Genomic DNA, 17,204 nt, shown 5'->3' with positions numbered 1-17,204 from the left:
CCCAAACACACCCCCCGGCCGCCCCCGCCGCTCCAACAGGACGCCGTCGTTCAGGGCGTGAACTGTGTCCGCGAGGGCTTGGTCGAACGCTTCGCCATGCTCGCTTCCGAGCGGATCCTCGAATGCGGGTCGGTTGAAGGCGCGGGTAACGACATCGACGATCCGGCGGTCGTGATCGTCGTCGGATCTCACCTGCAGGATCGTGTCGTAATAGGTCCGCTCCAGCGCGTCATACTGATTGAGGAAGGTGACGTAGTCGTCCCACGCCCAGAGCTTGACCGGGCAGAGTCCCTCCTGGCGGCGTTGCTCAGAAAGCACCCGCGCCTCCCCCTGGATCACGGCATCGCGCGGCGCCGTCGTGGCCAGAATGAACAGGTCGAGTTTCGGGGTGAACTGGTCGCTATCGATGACCACGGCTTGCAGAAAGTCCGGAGTGATCGCACCGCCCGGCCGGGGGTTCCCCTTCCCATCAACCGCCGACTTCCTCTTGCACTGAATGCCGATATTCCAGCCTTCATTATCGACATGGACATCCACGCCTTTCTGCGCCTGTCCCGGTCGGCCGATTGCCGACACGAGGGCGCGCTTGCCGTAGACGGCCTCGGCCACCGAGGCCGTCAGGTCCTCGAACTCTTGCCAGTACAAGGGCGACAGAAAGGCCTGGTTCAATCGGCTCATCAGCTAATTCTCGGCGGATCGGAAAAGGCAGGTCGAAACTCAAACCTGCGGGGGTGATGGCGGGCTCGACAGCAGCTTTCTCACCCGAAGCCTTGCGGTTTCGCCGCGCGGTCTTCCGGACGCCGCCCCTACTCCCACTCGATTGTGCCGGGGGGCTTTGATGTCACGTCGTAGACGACGCGGTTGACGCCGCGGACCTCGTTGATGATGCGCGTGGCGGTCTTGCCCAGGACGTCCCAGGGGAACTGGTAGAAGTCGGCGGTCATGCCGTCGGTCGAGCTGACCGCACGCAACGCCAGGACCTTTTCATACGTCCGGGCGTCGCCCATGACGCCGACGGTCTTGACCGGCAGCAGAACGGCGAAGGCCTGCCAGATCTTGTCGTAGAGGCCCGCCTTGCGGATTTCGTCCAGATAGATGGCGTCGGCCTGTTGCAGGGTCGCGACCGCCTCCGGCGTGATCTCGCCGGGAATGCGGATGGCCAGGCCCGGTCCCGGGAAGGGGTGGCGTCCGACGAAAGCGTCGGTCAGGCCCAGTTCGCGGCCCAGGGCGCGGACCTCGTCCTTGAACAGTTCGCGCAGGGGCTCGACCAGCTTCAGCTTCATGTAGTCCGGCAGGCCGCCGACGTTGTGGTGGCTCTTGATCACCGCCGACGGGCCGCCCGAGGCCGAGACGCTCTCGATCACGTCCGGATAGAGGGTGCCCTGGGCCAGGAATTCGGCGCCGTCGATCTTGGCGGACTCACGGTCGAAGATCTCGATGAAGACCCGGCCGATGGTCTTGCGCTTGGTCTCCGGGTCGGAGATTCCCGCCAGCTGACCCAGGAATTCCTTCGACGCATCAACGTGCACCAGTGGAATGTTGTAGTGCTCGCGGAACAGGGTGGTGACCTGGGTCGCCTCGTCCTTGCGCAGCAGGCCGGTGTCGACGAAGACGCAGGTCAGCTGGTCACCGATGGCTTCATGGATCAGCACCGCGGCCACGGAGGAGTCGACCCCACCCGACAGGCCACAGATGACCTTGGCGTCGCCGACCTGTTCCCGGATCTGGGCGATCTTCTCGTCGCGATAGGCGGCCATGGTCCAGTCGCCCTTCAGCCCGGCGACGCCGAACAGGAAGTTGCGATAGATCTCGGCCCCGCGCGGGGTGTGGTGAACCTCGGGGTGGAACTGGACCGCGTAGATGCGGCGCGCCTCGTCGGCGATGGCGGCGAAGGGCGCGCCGGTCGAGGTCGCGATGACCTTGAAGCCCTCGGGGATGGCGACGACGCGGTCGCCATGGCTCATCCACACGGTCTCTTCGTGACCGGCGCCGCCGATGCCGGCGAACAGCGGGCTTTCGTCCTGCAGCGTGATCTCGGCCCGGCCGAACTCGCCGTCATGGCCGCCTTCGACCTTGCCGCCCAGCACGTCGCACAGCAGCTGCTGGCCGTAGCAGATGGCCAGCATCGGCAGGCCCAGGTCGAACAGCTTGCGCCCGATGCGGGGGCTGTGGGCCTCAAGCACGCTGGCGGGTCCGCCCGACAGGATGATCGCTTGCGGGTCGAAGGCCTCGACCATCGCCTCGACCTTGTTGAACGGATGGATCTCGCAATAGACGCCCGCCTCGCGCAGGCGCCGCGCGATCAGCTGGGTCACCTGACTGCCGAAGTCGACGATGAGGACTTTCTGATGGGTCACAGGCGTGGTCATGGCGTGAGCGATTCCGGGGAGGGCGTGGAATGGGCGGGGTCTTGGCTGCCTGAGACAGCAATATCAAGGGCGGCGAGGCCTTCGGCCTCGAGCACATCGGCCAGCCGGTCCAGCGCGGCGGCCAGCGCTTCGTCGACATGGTGCAGGGTGGAGGTCCAGTCCTCCAGCGCCTTCAGCTCGGCGCGGCCGTCGGACACGCCGCGCAGGGCGACAAGCGGCACGCCGAAGGTCTGGGCGGAACGCAGCAGGGCGAAAGTCTCCATGTCCACCATCTCGGCGTCGATGGCGTCATAGGCCGCGCCGCTGATCACCTCCCCGCCCGTGGACAGGGTCGCGGTCGGGACGCCCGGGATCGGGCACGGCAGCGCAAGGATCGCGGGCAGATTCGACAGGGGCGTGATCCCCTTGGGGAATCCCAGCGCGCTGGCGTCCATGTCGCGATAGCTCACGGACGAGGCCTGATAGACCGCCGCATGCTCCAGCACCCGAGACCCGCACGAGCCCAGCGAGACGATCAGGTCGGGCAGCTCTCCCCTCGCCTCCAGCCGCGCCAACGTCGCGGTCAGCACGACCGCCGCCTCGACCGGGCCGACGCCCGTCATCAGCGGCTGGATGCGAGCCCGCAGATCGGCGCCGTACTCCGCCGGGGCCGCCATGACGCAGAGAACCGAGACGTCGCCGTATCGCTCCATGCGCCAGTCGCCGCTCATGCGGCGCGCTCGTACAGGGCGACGAAGAAGCCGTCGGTATGGGTCGAGGCCGGGGACATCCGCAGGCGGTGCCCGTCGGCCTTCGCCGCCAGGATCTCGGCGGCGGCGGGGGTCAGGCCCGCCTCCGACAGGGCCGTGGCCACCGGCAACGGCGTGAACGCCGGATGCGCCGCCTCGAAGGCTTCGGCCGAGGCCTCGTTCTCACGGCTCAGCATCGAACAGGTGACATAGACCAGACGCCCGCCCGGCTTCACCAGTTGCGAGGCCTGCGACAGGATGCGGACCTGCAGGGCGTGCAGGCGCTCGACCTCGTCCGGGGTCAGCCGCCAGGCGTCCTCGGGACGGCGCCGCCAGGTGCCCGAGCCGCTGCACGGCGCGTCGACGAAGACCAGGTCGGCCTTGCCGTTCAGGTCCTCGATGCCGCCGCCGTTCTGGCCCAGCAGACAGAGGTCGGCGGCCACGCCGGCGCGGGTCAGGCGCGGGCGGATGTTGTCGAGCCGCTTCTGCACCACGTCGCAGCCCACCAGCGTGCCCTGCGCCTGCATGGCCTGGGCGAGCGCCAGGGTCTTGCCGCCGCCGCCGGCGCAATAGTCGACCACGGTCATGCCGGGCCGCGCGCCCGCCAGCCAGGAGACGATCTGGCTGCCCTCGTCCTGGATCTCGATATGGCCGGCCTTGAAGGCGTCCTGCGCCTGCACATTGGGCGGCGGCTCGCTGGGCAGCCGCAGGCCGAAGGCCGAGAACGGAGTCGGCTCCGGAGTCAGCCCGGCGGCGCGCAGTTCGGCTTCCACATCCGACACCGTCGCCAGCAGACCGTTGACGCGCAGGTCGATCGGCGCGCGCGGGGCCATCAACTCGCGGGCCTCCTCGGCCCAGCGATCGCCGAAGGTCGCCTTGAAGTCCTCGACCGCGAACTCGGGCAGGCCCGAGGCGACCCAGCCGGGCAGTTCGCCCTCCCCGACCGCCGTCAGGCGCGCGCGCTCCTGTTTCGACAGCGGGCGCGGGCCATAGCCGTCGCCGGCGTGCAGGGCCTCGATCTCGTCCAACGGCAGGGCGTCGATCAGGCTCAGGGAGCCGATCACCAGCGCCCGGCCGTCCTCGCGACCGCCCATGGCCCAGACCAGCCGTCCGCGGGCGCGCAGCACCTTGTAGACGCGGTCGGCGATGGCCTTGCGGTCCTTGGAGCCGGCGTAGCGGTTCGCGGTCCCCCAGGTCTTGAGAACGGCTTCCGCCGGCTGACGGCCCTGGGCGATGCTGTCCAGGATCGAGGCGGCGGCGGCGAGACGGGCGGCTGGGGTCAATTCAGGTCTTTCAGACGAACAGGGCGACGATCACCATCACCAGCCCGACGGTTGCGGTGACCCACATCAGCGAGCGGACGACGGGGACGCCGAAGGCGTAGAGCGGCACGTAGAGCAGCCGCCCGAAGAAATAGAGAAGCGTGCCGATGAAGGTGACGGTGGTCCCGTCCTTACCGGCGATATGCGCCATGATCACGGCGGCGATGAACAGCGGCAGGGTCTCGAACAGATTGGCCTGCGCCCGCATCAGGCGACCGGCCAGCTTGCCCGGCGGCGGCGTTTCACCGTCGCGCGGGCCCGCGTTCCACCTGGCGCCCAGTTCGGCGGTGCGGGCGACCGCCGCCGCGCCGATCTGGACCAGGGCCAGGACGAGCGTACAAGCCAGCAGAATGAATTCCCGCGTCATGTCCATGGCTTGCACGCTCCTGCTTAGCCCTGCCGATAGTTCGGTGCCTCCCGCGTGATCATCACGTCATGGACGTGGCTTTCCCGCAGCCCCGCCCCGGTGATGCGCACGAAGCGCGCCTTCTCCTGGAAGTCGGCGATGGTGGCGGCGCCGACATAGCCCATGGCCGCCCGCAGGCCGCCGACCATCTGGTGCAGCACCGGCGAGATCGGACCCTTGTACGGGGTCTGGCCCTCGATGCCCTCGGGCACCAGCTTCTGGGTCTCGACCTCCTTCTGGAAGTAGCGGTCCGCCGAACCGGCGCCCATGGCCCCGACCGAGCCCATGCCGCGGTACGACTTGTAGGACCGGCCCTGGTACAGGAAGACCTCGCCGGGGCTTTCGTCCGTGCCCGCGAACATCGAGCCCATCATGGCCACGCTGGCGCCGGCCGCGATGGCCTTGGCCAGGTCCCCCGAATACTTGATGCCGCCGTCGGCGATGACCGGCGTGCCGCTGTCCCTGGCGGCGCGGACGGCCTCCAGGATAGCGGTCAGCTGGGGCACGCCCACGCCCGCGACGATGCGGGTGGTGCAGATGCTGCCCGGGCCGATGCCGACCTTCACTGCATCGGCGCCCGCGTCGATCAGGGCCCGTGCGGCGTCATAGGTGGCGATGTTGCCGGCGATGATCTGCAGGCGGTTGTTCTCGCGCTTGATGCGCTCGACGACCCGCGCGACCTGGGCCGAGTGGCCGTGGGCGGTGTCGATCACCACCACGTCGGCGCCGGCCTCGGCCAGGGCCATAGCCCGCTCGTAGCCGTTGTCGCCGACCGTCGAGGCCGCGCCGACCAGCAGGCGGCCCTGTTCGTCCTTGGCGGCGTTCGGGAAGGCGTGGGCCTTCTCGATGTCCTTCATCGTGATCAGGCCGGTCGCCCGGTAATCCTCATCGACGACGATGACCCGTTCGATCTTGCGGGTGCGCAGCAGCTCGCGCGCCTCGTCCCGTCCGGCGCCTTCACGGACCGTGACCAGATCGCCCGTGGTCATCAGTTGCGCGGCGGTATGGTTCGGATCGGTGTCGAACCGCATATCGCGGTTGGTCAGGATGCCGACCAACTTGCCCGATTTCGGATCCACCACCGGGAAGCCCGAGATCTTCTTGCGGGCCACGATCGCGCGGACCTCGCCCAGCGTCGTGTCGGGGTTGATGGTCACCGGATTGATGACCATGCCGCTTTCGTAGCGCTTCACTTCGCGCACCTGATCGGCCTGTTCCTCGACCGTCAGATTGCGGTGCAGGATGCCCAGACCGCCGGCCTGGGCCATGGCGATCGCCAGCCGGCTTTCGGTGACCGTGTCCATGGCGGACGAGGTCAGGGGGATGTTCAGTCGGATGTCCCGCGTCAGCTTCGTCGAGACGTCCGCGTCAGCGGGCATGATCTCGGACGGGCCGGGTTCGAGCAAAACATCGTCGAAGGTGAGCCCTTCGCGTATCTCCATGAGGAGTCTCCGTTTTGCGGGCCGCGTATAACCGTGTCGGGCCCTGAACCGCAAGGCCTCAACGCGTGCTATGGTGACGATAGGAACAATTGGCTTGCGCTGCGGCGCTTGCGCTCCGATGTAGGTGAGAATGGTTCGCACCTTGATCAGCACCGCCCGCCGCCTCGCGCTCAAGATCGCGAGTTACGGCGTCATGCACCTGGTCGTGGCGATCCTGGTGGCCTTCGCCATCACCCGGGACTGGCGGCTGGCGCTGGCGGTCGGGGTGGTCGAGCCCTTCTTCCAGACCATCGCCTATTCGATCCACGACCGCGTCTGGCACCGCATCGAGCGCCGCCGCATGCTGTCCGGCGTCGAGGAGGCCTCCGAGGCTGTCACCGCCCGTCTGGGGCTGATGACCCCCGAGGAGCAGACCCGGGCGCACGGGCATCACGGCCACGGTCACCATGGCCACAGCCATGCCCTGCCCCGCTCGTTCAAGCAGATCGCGCTCAAGTCCGTCACCTACGGCCTGATGCATTTCACCGTCGCGGTGCTGGTCGCCTTCGCCCTGACGCGCGACATCCGCATCGCCCTGACCATCGGCATCGTCGAGCCGCTGGTGCAGACGGTCTTCTTCACCGTCCACGACCGCGTCTGGAGCCGGATCGAGGCCCGCAAGGCCAAACGCGCCGAGGAACTGGCCCAGGCCTGACTGTCGGCGTGACGCCGGGCCGTACAATGATCTAGAGCGAAATCGGTCGAGCTGGACGCAGTCCGGCTCGGCTCAGATTTCGCTCCAGGTTGATGCTGGACCATTTTTTGGATTCAGGTCGTGCCGACCTGAAGCAAAAATGGTCTAGCCTGCCCGCCTGATGCACGGCTTTGAAGCGATCCTGATCGTGATGGCGGCGGCGGTGGCGATGTCGCTGCTGGCCCAGAAGCTCAACGCCCCCTTCCCGCCCTTCGTCGCCCTGGCCGGCGCGGGTGCGGCCTTCCTGCCCTTCGCGCCCGAGATCACCCTCGACCCCCAGCTGGTGCTCGCCCTGTTCGTCGCGCCGGTGCTGCTGGACGCGGCCTTCGACAGCTCCCTGCGCGACCTGCGCCGCAACGTCGTCCCCATCGCCTTCCTCAGCCTCGCCGCCGTGGCGGTCACCACCCTGGCCGTGGCCTTCACCGCCAAGGCGCTGATCCCCGCCCTGCCGTGGGCCGCCGCGGTGGCGCTGGGCGCCATCGTCGCCCCGCCCGACGCGGCGGCGGCGACCGCCGTCCTGCGCATCATCCCGGCCCCCTTCCGCATCCGCACCGTGCTGGAGGGCGAAAGCCTGTTCAACGACGCCAGCGCCCTGCTGACCTACCGCATCGCCGTGGCCGCGGTCCTGACCACCATGCCCGGCGGCTGGCAGCTGGCCGGCTCCGTCGCCCTGGCCACCGTGGGCAGCGTCCTCTTCGGTCTGGTCGCGGCCTGGACGCAGGCGCGCCTCACCCGCCTGCTGACCGAGGCGCCGCCCTCCATCGTCCTGCAGTTCATCGGCAGTTTCGGCGTGTGGATCGCCGCCGAGCGGCTGGGCCTGTCGGCCATCGTCACCATCGTCGTCTTCGCCCTGACCCTGGCCCGGCTGGCGGCCCGCAGCCCGGCCGTGATCCGCGTCCCGGCCTATGCGGTGTGGGAGACCACGGTCTTCGCCCTGAACGTGCTGGCTTTCATGCTGGTGGGCCTGCAGATCGCCCCCATCTGGCGCGAGCTGCAGCCGGTGCAGCGGGAGGAGTACGCCGCCTTCGCCCTGGTCATCCTGCTGGTCTGCGTCGTCGTCCGCCTGGCCTGGGTGATGGGCTACAACACCGTCGTGCAGGTGAAGAACCGGCTGTTCGGGGTGCATCTTCCGGCCGGAGCCTCGCCGCCGACCTTCGCCTCAGGTCTGGTCGTCGGCTGGGCCGGAATGCGCGGCGTGGTCAGCCTGGCCGCCGCCTACGCCCTGCCCGCCGACTTCCCGTTCCGCGATGTGATCCTGCTGGCCGTGTTCGCGGTGGTGATGGGCACCCTCGTGGTCCAGGGACTGACGCTGGGTCCGTTGATCCGCCTGCTGGGCCTTGGCAATGACGGCGTGCTGGACGGTGAGATCCGCACGGCGCGCGCCGCCGTCACCGACGCCGCCATCGCCCACGTCTCGGACCGGGACGACGCGCCGGCCAAGCGCCTGAAGGCGGAATACCGTGAGCGCCGCGAGGCGCTGGAAACCGCCGGCGAAGGCGACGGCCGCGTTACCCTGCCGGTCGACGACCTCGCCGAAGAGGTGCTGGCGGCCAAGCGCGAGCGGCTGCTGGCCATGCGGCTGAACGGCGAGATCAGCGACGCCGCCTACTATCAGATCGAGGAAGAGCTGGACCGGCGCGAACTGGCCCTCACGCCCGTGGTCCGTTGAGGCCTCAGAGCCTCAGATTGCCGTAGGCGGTGCAGCCGGGGCGGTCATCACTCGGCCGGTTCTCCGCGTCCCGGCACACCAACGGCCCCAGCCCCTGCTGCCCGACCTCGCGCCGAACCTCCCACACCACCCGGTCGTCGCGCACGCCCAGCAGCCCCATGTCCGGGATGTTGTCCGCGCCGTTGCCCAGCTTGACGGCGATCACCGCGAAGCCCGGATCGACGGCGTCGCGATAGACCCGGACGCCTCGCCGCCGCCTGACGAAGGCTTCGACCCCGCCGGGCAGCACCGATCCGGGTTCGACCGAGTCCAGCAGAGCGCCGCCCTCCCGGTCCGCCCGCGTCTCCTCCGCCATCTGGAAGGGCACGAAGGGCAGCACGGTCAAGCCGACCAGGCCCCAGATGACGTCCATGCCGATGTCGCGTTGCGGCGCGCCCTGATGGACGATCGGCGCGCACAGGCTGGTCACCGACAGGTCGGCGGGCGGCGCGGGCAGCCGTCCCAGCACCGCAAGACCGTCGGATAGCGGCAGGCGCCCCATCGCGACCGTCATCGGCGAGGACGGCCTGGGCGCGAACACCAGCGCCTCCACCGCCTCACGGGTCGCGGGCTGGTTCCCGTCGGTCCGGCGCGGGACGGGCGCGTCGGGATGCACGGCGGCCAGCACCCCGTCCTCGAACACGAACCAGCCCCGGCTGCGGCGTATCAGCTCGGCGCGCGGATTGGCGTTGGGCTCTCCGGCCAGCGGGACTTCGGGGAAGCCGGTCACGCAGACGCCGCCTTCCGGCCAGGCGCGGTGGAAGCGTTTGGCGGGATAGATGTCGACCGTCCGCCCGCCCTCGACGATGCGCACGGCCTCCGACGGATCGACCGGAGCGGGCGCGCCGATGATCAGCGCCACGTCTCCCGGCGTATGGCCCAGCAGATCCGCTACCGACACGCGGGTGGTCGTCGGCTCCTGGGCCTGGATCACGCCGATCAGGGCCAGGGCGACGAGGCTCATCTCTTGTTCAACGCCACCAGGAAGACCTCGGCGCTGTCCTTCCGGCTGGAGGCCGGCTTGACGTATTTCACCGTCTCGAACTCCTCGCGCAGCCGCGCCAGCACCCCGCCGGCGTCGCCGCCCTGGAAGTTCTTGGACACGAAATGCCCGCCCGGCCTGAGCGTCCGAATGGCGAAATCGGCGGCGATCTCGATCAGGGCGATGATCTTCAGGTGGTCCGTCTGCCGATGGCCGACAGTGTTGTGGGCCATGTCGGACAGCACCAGGTCCGGCGCCCCGCCCAGCAGGTCCATCATCTGTTGATCGACGCCCGGATGGGTGAAGTCCGCCTGGATCAGCTCTGCGCCCGGGATCGGCTCGATCGGCAGCAGATCGACGCCCACCACCGACTTGGCGCCGCGCTGCAGCGCCACCTGCACCCAGCCGCCCGGCGCCGCGCCCAGGTCGATCACCCGGCTGCCGGTCTTGATCAGGCGGAAGCGGTCGTCGATCTCGATCAGCTTGAACGCCGCCCGGCTGCGCCAGCCCTCGGCCCGCGCCTTCTCGGACCACTTGTCCGACAGCTGACGCTTGATCCACTGCTGGCTGGACATCGACTTGGTGTCCGCCGTCTTCATCTTGGTGCCCATGCCGCGCCCGGCCGCGGTCCCGCCCGAGGGCGGCTTCACCATGCGGCGGCGTTCAGGCTTGGACTCTTCGTCGGACATCACAGGGCTATGCCATTCAGGGGGCGGACTGGATAGACTGCCTGGGCAAAGGAGCGCCCCGATGTCCTACGATCTGTTCTCCCAGCCGGGCGAGACGGCGCCCCCGCCGGAAACGATCGAACGCCTGTTCTTCGGCCTGATGCTGCCCGAGGCGCAGGCCGCCGAGGCCGTGCATGTCCTCGGCCAGGCGCGCGCGGCGGAGGGCCTGCGTGGAAGCCCGATCCGCCAGGATCGCCTGCACATCACCCTGATCCACGTCGGCGACTATGTGAACGCCCTGCCCGGATCCCTCGCGCCGATCCTGCGCGACGCCGCCGAAACGCTGGTGCCCGCCGCCTTCGATATCGTCTTCGACCGCGTCTCCAGCTTCTCCGGCGCGCCCGGACGGCATCCGCTGGTCCTGCTCGGCGACGAGGGCGTGGAAGCGCTCAAGGCCTTCCGCGCCGCCCTGCTCACCGCCGTCGTCCGCCACGGCGTGAAGCCCCTGTCGCGTCAGGCCTTCGTCCCGCACGTGACTCTGTCCTACGCGGACCGTGGCACGCCGGAGCGTCCTATCCGCCCCATCGCCTGGCGACCGGAAGAATTCCTGCTCATCCACAGCGAGGTCGGGCGGTCGATCTATAATACGCTCGGACGCTGGCCACTGCGTTGACGCTTTGCCTGCGGGCCTCGCCGCCTATATGAGCAGGCGAAACTCAAACTGGAGCGCGCCCGAATGGCCGAAACCCTCACCCTGACCCTCGACAACGGCGACGCCCCGGGCGGCGACGTGGTCATCAAGCTGCGCTCGGACCTGGCCCCGAACCACGTCAAGCAGATCACCGAATTGGCCGAAGAGGGCTTCTACGACGGCGTCGTCTTCCACCGCGTGATCCCGGGCTTCATGGCGCAGGGCGGCGATCCGACCGGCACCGGCACCTCGGGCTCCAAGAAGCCGAACCTGAAGCAGGAGTTCTCGTCCGAGCCCCACGTCCGCGGCGCCGTCTCCATGGCCCGCACCTCGGACCCGAACAGCGCCAACTCGCAGTTCTTCATCGTCTTCGACGACGCCACCTTCCTGGACCGCCAGTACACGGTCTGGGGCAATGTCATCGAGGGCATGGACCTCGTCGACAACCTGCCCAAGGGCGAGCCGCCGCGCTCGCCAGGCAAGATCGTCAAGGCCACGGTGGCCTGATCAAACAAAAGGGCCGCTCGAAAGAGCGGCCCTTTTTCTATTCGATCTCCACGACCTCGACCCGCGGCCCGTTCAGGACCAGGGCGATCTCGCCGCGCTTCAGCTTCAGGGCGTCCTCGCCGAACAGCTGGCGGCGCCAGCCCTTCAGGGCGTCGACGTCGGCGTCGTCGCTCAGGGCGATCTTCTCCAGGTCGGCGACGTTGGCGATCAGCTTGGTGGCCACGCCCGCGTTGTCGCTCTTGGCCTTCAGCAGCACCTTCAGCAGTTCGACCACCGACGGCGGGGCCGGCTGGTTGTGCGCCGGGCGCTCCAGCTTGGGCGCGTGCGCCTCCGGATCGGCCATGACCCGCTTCAGCTCGGCGCTCAGTTCTAGCCCCAGCCGCGAGGCGCCGAAGCCCTTGGGCACCGAGCGCAGGCGGTTGAAGGCGTCCGGATCGGTCGGCGCTTGGGCGGCGATCTCGTCGATCGCCTCGTCCTTCAGGATGCGACCACGCGGCTGGTCGCGCTCCTGCGCCGCCCGCTCGCGCCACACGGCGGTGGCGACGAAGGGGGCCAGATACTTGGCCGAGAACTTCTTCGGCTTCAGGCGCTTCCACGCCTTCTCCGGATCGGTGTCGTACAGCGCCGGGTCGGTCAGGTCGCCCATCTCGGCCATCACCCAGTCCAGACGGCCGTCCTTCTGCAGGCGATCGCGCAGCTTGGGGTACAGGGCCGCCAGATGGGTCACGTCGCCCAGGGCGTAGACCAGCTGGGCGTCGGACAGCGGCCGGCGGGCCCAGTCGGTGAAGCGGCTGCCCTTGTCGACTTCCTGGCGCAGCATCTGGCGGACCAGGGCCTCATACGAGACCTGATCGCCGAAACCGGCGGCCATGGCGGCGACCTGGGTGTCGAACATCGGCTTGGGCATGGCGCCCAGCTTCACGAAGATCTCCACGTCCTGCCGGGCGGCGTGGAAGACCTTGAGAATCGATTCGTCGCGCATCAGGGCGAGGAACGGCTCCAGATCGAGCCCCTCGGCCAGCGGATCGATGATCGCGGCGTCGGTCGGCGAAGCGGCCTGGATCAGGCACAGCTTGGGCCAATACGTCGTCTCCCGCATGAACTCGGTGTCGACGGTGATAAAGGGCTGGTCGGCCAGGCGCGCGCAGAATTCTTGCAGCGCCTCGGTGGTGGTGATCGGCGTCATTCGGATGCTATAGCCCCGCGCGCGCCCGTTGTGGCAAGAGCCCCAACATAATTCCGCCCACTGATTCAGGCCCGTGACCGATGAGCGACACCCCCGAGAGCCTTCGTAACGGCCTCACCTACGCCGATGCGGGGGTCGATATCGACGCCGGCGAGATGCTGGTGCAGCACATCAAGCCGCTGGCCAAATCCACGGCCCGCCCGGGTTCTGAGCCCTCACTGGGCGGTTTCGGGGCCCTGTTCGACCTCAAGGCCGCCGGCTTCGAGGACCCGCTGATCGTCGCCACCACGGACGGCGTCGGCACCAAGCTGAAGATCGCCATCGAAACCGGCCGTCACGACGGCGTCGGGGTCGATCTGGTCGCCATGTGCGTCAACGACCTTCTGGCCCAGGGCGCCGAGCCCCTGCTGTTCCTCGACTACTACGCCACCGGCAAGCTTGAGATCGACGCCGCCCGCCGCGTCGTCGCCGGCATCGCCGAGGGCTGCCGTCAGGCCGGCTGCGCCCTCGTGGGCGGCGAAACCGCCGAAATGCCCGGCATGTATTCGGGCGGCGACTACGATCTGGCCGGCTTCTCGCTGGGCGCGGTCGAGCGCGGCCACGCCCTGCCCTACCTCGACCGCCAGCAGGCCGGCGACCTGATCATCGGCATCGGCTCGTCCGGTCCCCACTCCAACGGCTATTCGCTGATCCGCAAGGTGGTCGAGAAGTCCGGCCTGTCGTGGGCCGACGACGCCCCGTTCGCCAAGGACCGCTCGTTGGCCCAGGCGCTGATGGAGCCGACCCGCATCTATGTGAAGCCGGTCCTGCCGCTGATGAAGGCCGGTCTGGTCAAGGGCGCGGCCCACATCACGGGCGGCGGCCTGATCGAAAACCCGCCGCGCTGCATCGCCGAGGGTCTGCAGGCCAGCTTCGACTGGGACGCCTGGCCGATGCCGCACGTCTTCCAGTGGCTGGGCGAGGTCGGCGGCATCTCGGATCACGAACTGCGTCGCACCTTCAACTGCGGCGTCGGCTTCATCCTGATCGTCAGCCCGGAGAACGCCGAGCCGGTCCTGGCCGCCCTGCTCACCGCGGGCGAGGTCGCCTTCGTCTGCGGCCAGCTGGAACCAGCCTAATTGGCCTCAAGGCTGGAATAGCTGACGCGCACCACGGTGGCCCGGCCCTCGCTCTGGCGCAGCGACACCGTGACCCCGCCCTTGGTCCAGATCGGACGGTCCGCCGGCATGTCCGCGTCGGCGGTGAACCCCTGTTCGCTCATGACGGGCGCCACCGAAGCGCGCGCGCCGCTCAGCCCCTCGCGGCGCGCCTGGATGACGCAGACCCGGCTCAGGTTGTCGTCCGCCGCCGAGCCCGTGGTGGTCAGGCGAAGCAGATAGCCCTGATCCTCGGTCGCATACATTCGTCCTTCACTGGAGGGCGGCGCCAACAGGAAGCCGAGGAACTCCAACGCGGCCGTACTGTCGCCCTCTCCGGCCACATAGGGCAGGCAGACGTCGGTCAGGACGCTGCGCGTCATGTCGCTGGACGGCGCGGGCGGCGTGAACAGGGCGGCGGCGAGGGCGAGAACCAGCATGGACAAAACTCCGGATCGAAGCGGCACTGTTTCCGAGCCTGCCGCCCGGCGCAAGCGTTCCATCGGCGCATCCGGACGTTGACCCGCCCCGGACGGGGCGGCAAAGGTCGCCCCTCTCCCCGAGGCTCCCGCCCATGACCGCTTCCCCGCCCCGGCGCACCCGCGTCGCCATCCTGATTTCCGGCGCCGGGTCCAACATGGCCGCCCTGATCGACGCGGCGCGCAAGCCGAACGCCCCGTTCGAGATCGCCCTGGTCCTGTCCAACCGCCCCACCGCCGGCGGGCTGGCCGTCGCGGCGGCGCAGGGGATCCCCACCGTCGTGGTCAACCACCGCCTCTTCGGCCAGGACCGCGAGGCGCACGAGCGCGCCATCGACGCGGCCCTGATGGAGCACGAGATCGAGGTGGTGGCCCTGGCCGGCTACATGCGGCTGCTGACGCCCTGGCTGGTGCGGCTGTGGGCGGCGCGGATGATCAACATCCACCCCAGCCTGCTGCCCAGATATCCGGGCCTGGACACCCACGCCCGCGCCATCGAGGCGGGGGATACGGAGGCGGGCTGCACCGTCCATCTGGTCACCGAGGGCGTCGACGAGGGTCCGATCCTGGATCAGGAAGCGGTGCCGGTCCTGCCCATGGACACCCCCGAAAGCCTTTCACAGCGTGTCCTGACCGCCGAGCACAAGCTCTACCCCCGCGCCCTGACCGCCTTCTGCCGGGCCCTGCATTAGCTTTTCGTAATCTGACATTTTTCCCGGCGACAGCGACCGGGGATGGGCTCAGGTTGCCGCGGATTTTCCAACAGGGGCTCCCATGCTCAGAATTCGCCTCATGGCCTGCGCCGCCGGCGCCGTGCTCACCCTCGCCGCGACGACCGCCACCGCCCAGACCGCGCCGCCCATAGTCGAGATCCCGGCCTCCACCACGCCACAGATCGGGACCTTCGGCCTCGACACCGCGGGCATGGACACCACGGTCAAGCCCGGTGACGACTTCAACCGCTACGCCGGCGGGACCTATCTGCGGAACACGCCGATCCCGGGCGACAAGACGTCCTACGGCGCCTTCGACATGCTGTTCGACAACTCGCAGGAGGCCCTGCGCGGCCTGATCGAGGACAGCGCCTCCAACCCGTCCACGCCGGAAGCGCGCCAGGTCGGCGCCTTCTACGCCAGCTTCATGGACGAGGCGACGGTCAACCGCCTGGGCGCCAGCCCGCTGCAGTCGGACCTGGCCGAGGTGCGCGCCGCCGACACCTATCCCAAGATCGCCGCCCTGATGGGCCGCACCCAGGGCGGCTTCGGCTCCAGCCTGTTCGGCCTCTACATCGCCGAGGACCTGAAGGACCCGAACCAGAACAGCGCCTACATGGTCCAGGGCGGCATCGGCCTGCCCGACCGCGACTACTATCTGGAAGACAGCTTCGCGCCCCAGCGCGCCGCCTATCTGGTCTACGTGACCAAGGCCCTGACCCTGGCCGGCTGGCCCAACCCGGACCAGTCCGCCGCCGACATCATCGCCTTCGAGACCCGCATCGCCCAGCAGCACTGGACCCAGGTCCAGAGCCGCGACATCGAGAAGGGCTATTCGCCGACCACCCTGGCCGACCTGGCGCGCAACGCCCCGGGCTTCGACTGGAACGCCTGGGCTGCGGCCGCCGGCATCCAGAACACCCCGCGCCTGATCCAGTCGCAGGACAGCGCCTATCCGGGCATGGCCCGCGTCTTCTCCGAGACGCCGATCGCCACCCTGCAGGCGTGGCAGGCCTTCCACATCGTCGACCAGGCCGCGCCCTATCTGTCGCAGCCCTTCGTCGACGCCCGCTTCGACTTCTACGGCAAGGCCCTCAGCGGCCAGCCCGAGAACCGTCCCCGCTGGAAGCGCGGCGTGTCCCTGGTCAACGGCTCGCTGGGCGAGGCCCTGGGCCGCGAGTATGTGGCCCACTACTTCCCGGCTGAATCCAAGGCCCAGATGGAGGCCCTGGTCGCCAACCTGCGCGCCGCCATGACCGAGCGTCTGCAGCACCTGGACTGGATGAGCGACGCCACCCGCCAGCAGGCGCTCTACAAGATGAGCCGCTTCGGGGTGAAGATCGGCTATCCGGAGCAATGGCGCAGCTATGACGGCCTGCGCCTGGTTCCGGGCGACCTCTACGGCAACGTCGAGCGCTCCTCGGCCTTCGAGTGGGCCTGGAACCTGGGCAAGCTGACCCGCCCGGTCGATCCGCTGGAGTGGGGCATGACGCCCCAGACGGTGAACGCCTACTACAACCCGCCCCGCAATGAGATCGTCTTCCCGGCGGCCATCCTGCAGCCGCCCTTCTTCGATCCGAACGCTGATCCGGCGGTCAACTACGGCGGCATAGGCGCGGTCATCGGCCACGAGATCACCCACGGCTTCGACGACCAGGGCCGCAAGGTCGACGGCGACGGCGTGCTGCGCGACTGGTGGACCGCCGAGGACGCCGCCAAGTTCGAGGCCCGCGCCGCCGTGCTGGGCGCCCAGTATTCGGCTCTCAGCCCGCTGGCGGGTTCGAACGTCAACGGCGACCTGACCATGGGCGAGAACATCGCCGACCTGGGCGGCCTGCTGCTGGCGCTGGACGCCTACCACCGCTCGCTCAACGGCCAGCCCGCGCCGGTGATCAACGGCCTGACCGGCGACCAGCGGGTCTTCCTCGGCTGGGCCCAGGTCTGGCGCGAGAACATCCGCGACGACGCCCTGCGTCAGCAGGTCACCGTCGACCCGCACTCCCCGGCCCAGTACCGCGCCGCCGTGCCGCCGCGGAACATCGACGCCTGGTACGACGCCTTCGGGGTCAAGCCGGGCGACGAGCAGTACCTGGCTCCCGAGGCCCGCGCCCACATCTGGTAGGGCGCGCTTCAG

General features: G+C 69.0%; 17 protein-coding genes. 7 read left to right on the top strand and 10 right to left on the bottom strand.

Going from position 1 to position 17,204, the window contains the following annotated elements; translation table 11 throughout:
• The 6 genes from AC1RRF_RS04790 to guaB all read right to left on the bottom strand — a co-directional run.
• Positions 1-678 (bottom strand): hypothetical protein (locus tag AC1RRF_RS04790; protein ID WP_492833313.1); only part of this gene is annotated, 678 nt, incomplete at its 3' end.
• 128 nt (positions 679-806) lie between these two features.
• Positions 807-2,369 carry a glutamine-hydrolyzing GMP synthase gene (gene guaA, locus AC1RRF_RS04785; protein ID WP_492833311.1) on the bottom strand — a complete coding sequence of 521 codons (1,563 nt, stop codon included), beginning with the start codon at positions 2,367-2,369 and terminating at the stop codon, positions 807-809.
• On the bottom strand, positions 2,366-3,079 hold the full coding sequence (locus AC1RRF_RS04780; protein ID WP_492833309.1) for a 5'-methylthioadenosine/S-adenosylhomocysteine nucleosidase: 714 nt from the start codon (positions 3,077-3,079) through the stop codon (positions 2,366-2,368). The genes guaA and AC1RRF_RS04780 overlap by 4 nt, the downstream gene beginning before the upstream one ends.
• Entirely contained in the window at positions 3,076-4,380 is a 1,305-nt protein-coding gene (locus AC1RRF_RS04775; RefSeq protein WP_492833307.1) for an RsmB/NOP family class I SAM-dependent RNA methyltransferase, read from the bottom strand. Before AC1RRF_RS04775 ends, AC1RRF_RS04780 begins: the two co-directional genes overlap by 4 nt.
• A gap of 10 nt (positions 4,381-4,390) precedes the next feature.
• Positions 4,391-4,792, bottom strand: a complete 402-nt coding sequence (locus AC1RRF_RS04770) for an MAPEG family protein (RefSeq protein WP_492833305.1) — start codon at positions 4,790-4,792, stop codon at positions 4,391-4,393.
• Between the two features lie 17 nt (positions 4,793-4,809).
• Positions 4,810-6,267: an IMP dehydrogenase gene (guaB, locus tag AC1RRF_RS04765; RefSeq protein ID WP_492833303.1), complete on the bottom strand. Its 1,458-nt coding sequence runs from the start codon at positions 6,265-6,267 to the stop codon at positions 4,810-4,812.
• Positions 6,268-6,397: 130 nt separating this feature from the next.
• Here guaB and AC1RRF_RS04760 point away from each other — a divergent pair, with 130 nt between their 5' ends.
• On the top strand, positions 6,398-6,961 hold the full coding sequence (locus AC1RRF_RS04760) for a DUF2061 domain-containing protein (protein ID WP_291840895.1): 564 nt from the start codon (positions 6,398-6,400) through the stop codon (positions 6,959-6,961).
• A 160-nt stretch (positions 6,962-7,121) separates the two neighbouring features.
• Complete coding sequence (locus AC1RRF_RS04755) at positions 7,122-8,669, top strand: cation:proton antiporter (RefSeq protein WP_492833301.1); 1,548 nt, start codon at positions 7,122-7,124, stop codon at positions 8,667-8,669.
• A 4-nt stretch (positions 8,670-8,673) separates the two neighbouring features.
• Here AC1RRF_RS04755 and AC1RRF_RS04750 read toward each other — a convergent pair whose 3' ends face one another.
• Together AC1RRF_RS04750 and AC1RRF_RS04745 are read right to left on the bottom strand one after the other, a co-directional pair.
• Positions 8,674-9,672, bottom strand: coding sequence for a hypothetical protein (locus AC1RRF_RS04750; protein WP_492833299.1), 999 nt, complete (start codon positions 9,670-9,672; stop codon positions 8,674-8,676).
• A complete protein-coding gene (locus tag AC1RRF_RS04745) occupies positions 9,669-10,379 on the bottom strand; it encodes an RlmE family RNA methyltransferase (protein WP_492833297.1) in 711 nt (236 codons plus the stop codon). Before AC1RRF_RS04745 ends, AC1RRF_RS04750 begins: the two co-directional genes overlap by 4 nt.
• Positions 10,380-10,440: 61 nt before the next feature.
• Between AC1RRF_RS04745 and AC1RRF_RS04740 the strand changes: the two genes are divergently transcribed.
• A complete protein-coding gene (locus AC1RRF_RS04740) occupies positions 10,441-11,031 on the top strand; it encodes a 2'-5' RNA ligase family protein (protein ID WP_492833295.1) in 591 nt (196 codons plus the stop codon).
• Between the two features lie 63 nt (positions 11,032-11,094).
• Positions 11,095-11,556, top strand: a complete 462-nt coding sequence (locus tag AC1RRF_RS04735; RefSeq protein WP_492833293.1) for a peptidylprolyl isomerase — start codon at positions 11,095-11,097, stop codon at positions 11,554-11,556.
• A gap of 37 nt (positions 11,557-11,593) precedes the next feature.
• On the opposite strand, the gene rnd is transcribed toward AC1RRF_RS04735, so the two are convergent.
• On the bottom strand, positions 11,594-12,742 hold the full coding sequence (gene rnd / locus AC1RRF_RS04730; protein ID WP_492833291.1) for a ribonuclease D: 1,149 nt from the start codon (positions 12,740-12,742) through the stop codon (positions 11,594-11,596).
• Between the two features lie 80 nt (positions 12,743-12,822).
• Between rnd and purM the strand changes: the two genes are divergently transcribed.
• Positions 12,823-13,860 carry a phosphoribosylformylglycinamidine cyclo-ligase gene (gene purM / locus AC1RRF_RS04725; RefSeq protein WP_492833289.1) on the top strand — a complete coding sequence of 346 codons (1,038 nt, stop codon included), beginning with the start codon at positions 12,823-12,825 and terminating at the stop codon, positions 13,858-13,860.
• On the opposite strand, the gene AC1RRF_RS04720 is transcribed toward purM, so the two are convergent.
• The gene (locus tag AC1RRF_RS04720) at positions 13,857-14,318 is read right to left on the bottom strand and encodes a hypothetical protein (protein ID WP_492833287.1); all 462 of its coding nucleotides are present in this window, start codon (positions 14,316-14,318) and stop codon (positions 13,857-13,859) included. The two genes, purM and AC1RRF_RS04720, sit on opposite strands and share 4 nt — an antisense overlap.
• 134 nt (positions 14,319-14,452) lie before the next feature.
• Here AC1RRF_RS04720 and purN point away from each other — a divergent pair, with 134 nt between their 5' ends.
• Positions 14,453-15,049, top strand: a complete 597-nt coding sequence (purN, locus tag AC1RRF_RS04715; RefSeq protein ID WP_492833285.1) for a phosphoribosylglycinamide formyltransferase — start codon at positions 14,453-14,455, stop codon at positions 15,047-15,049.
• 82 nt (positions 15,050-15,131) lie between these two features.
• A complete protein-coding gene (locus AC1RRF_RS04710; RefSeq protein WP_492833283.1) occupies positions 15,132-17,192 on the top strand; it encodes a M13 family metallopeptidase in 2,061 nt (686 codons plus the stop codon).
• Positions 17,193-17,204 lie beyond the last annotated feature (12 nt).

This window comes from Brevundimonas sp. GW821-FHT12C05, assembly GCF_058807475.1.
This window is presented reverse-complemented; position numbering and strand designations above follow the sequence as displayed.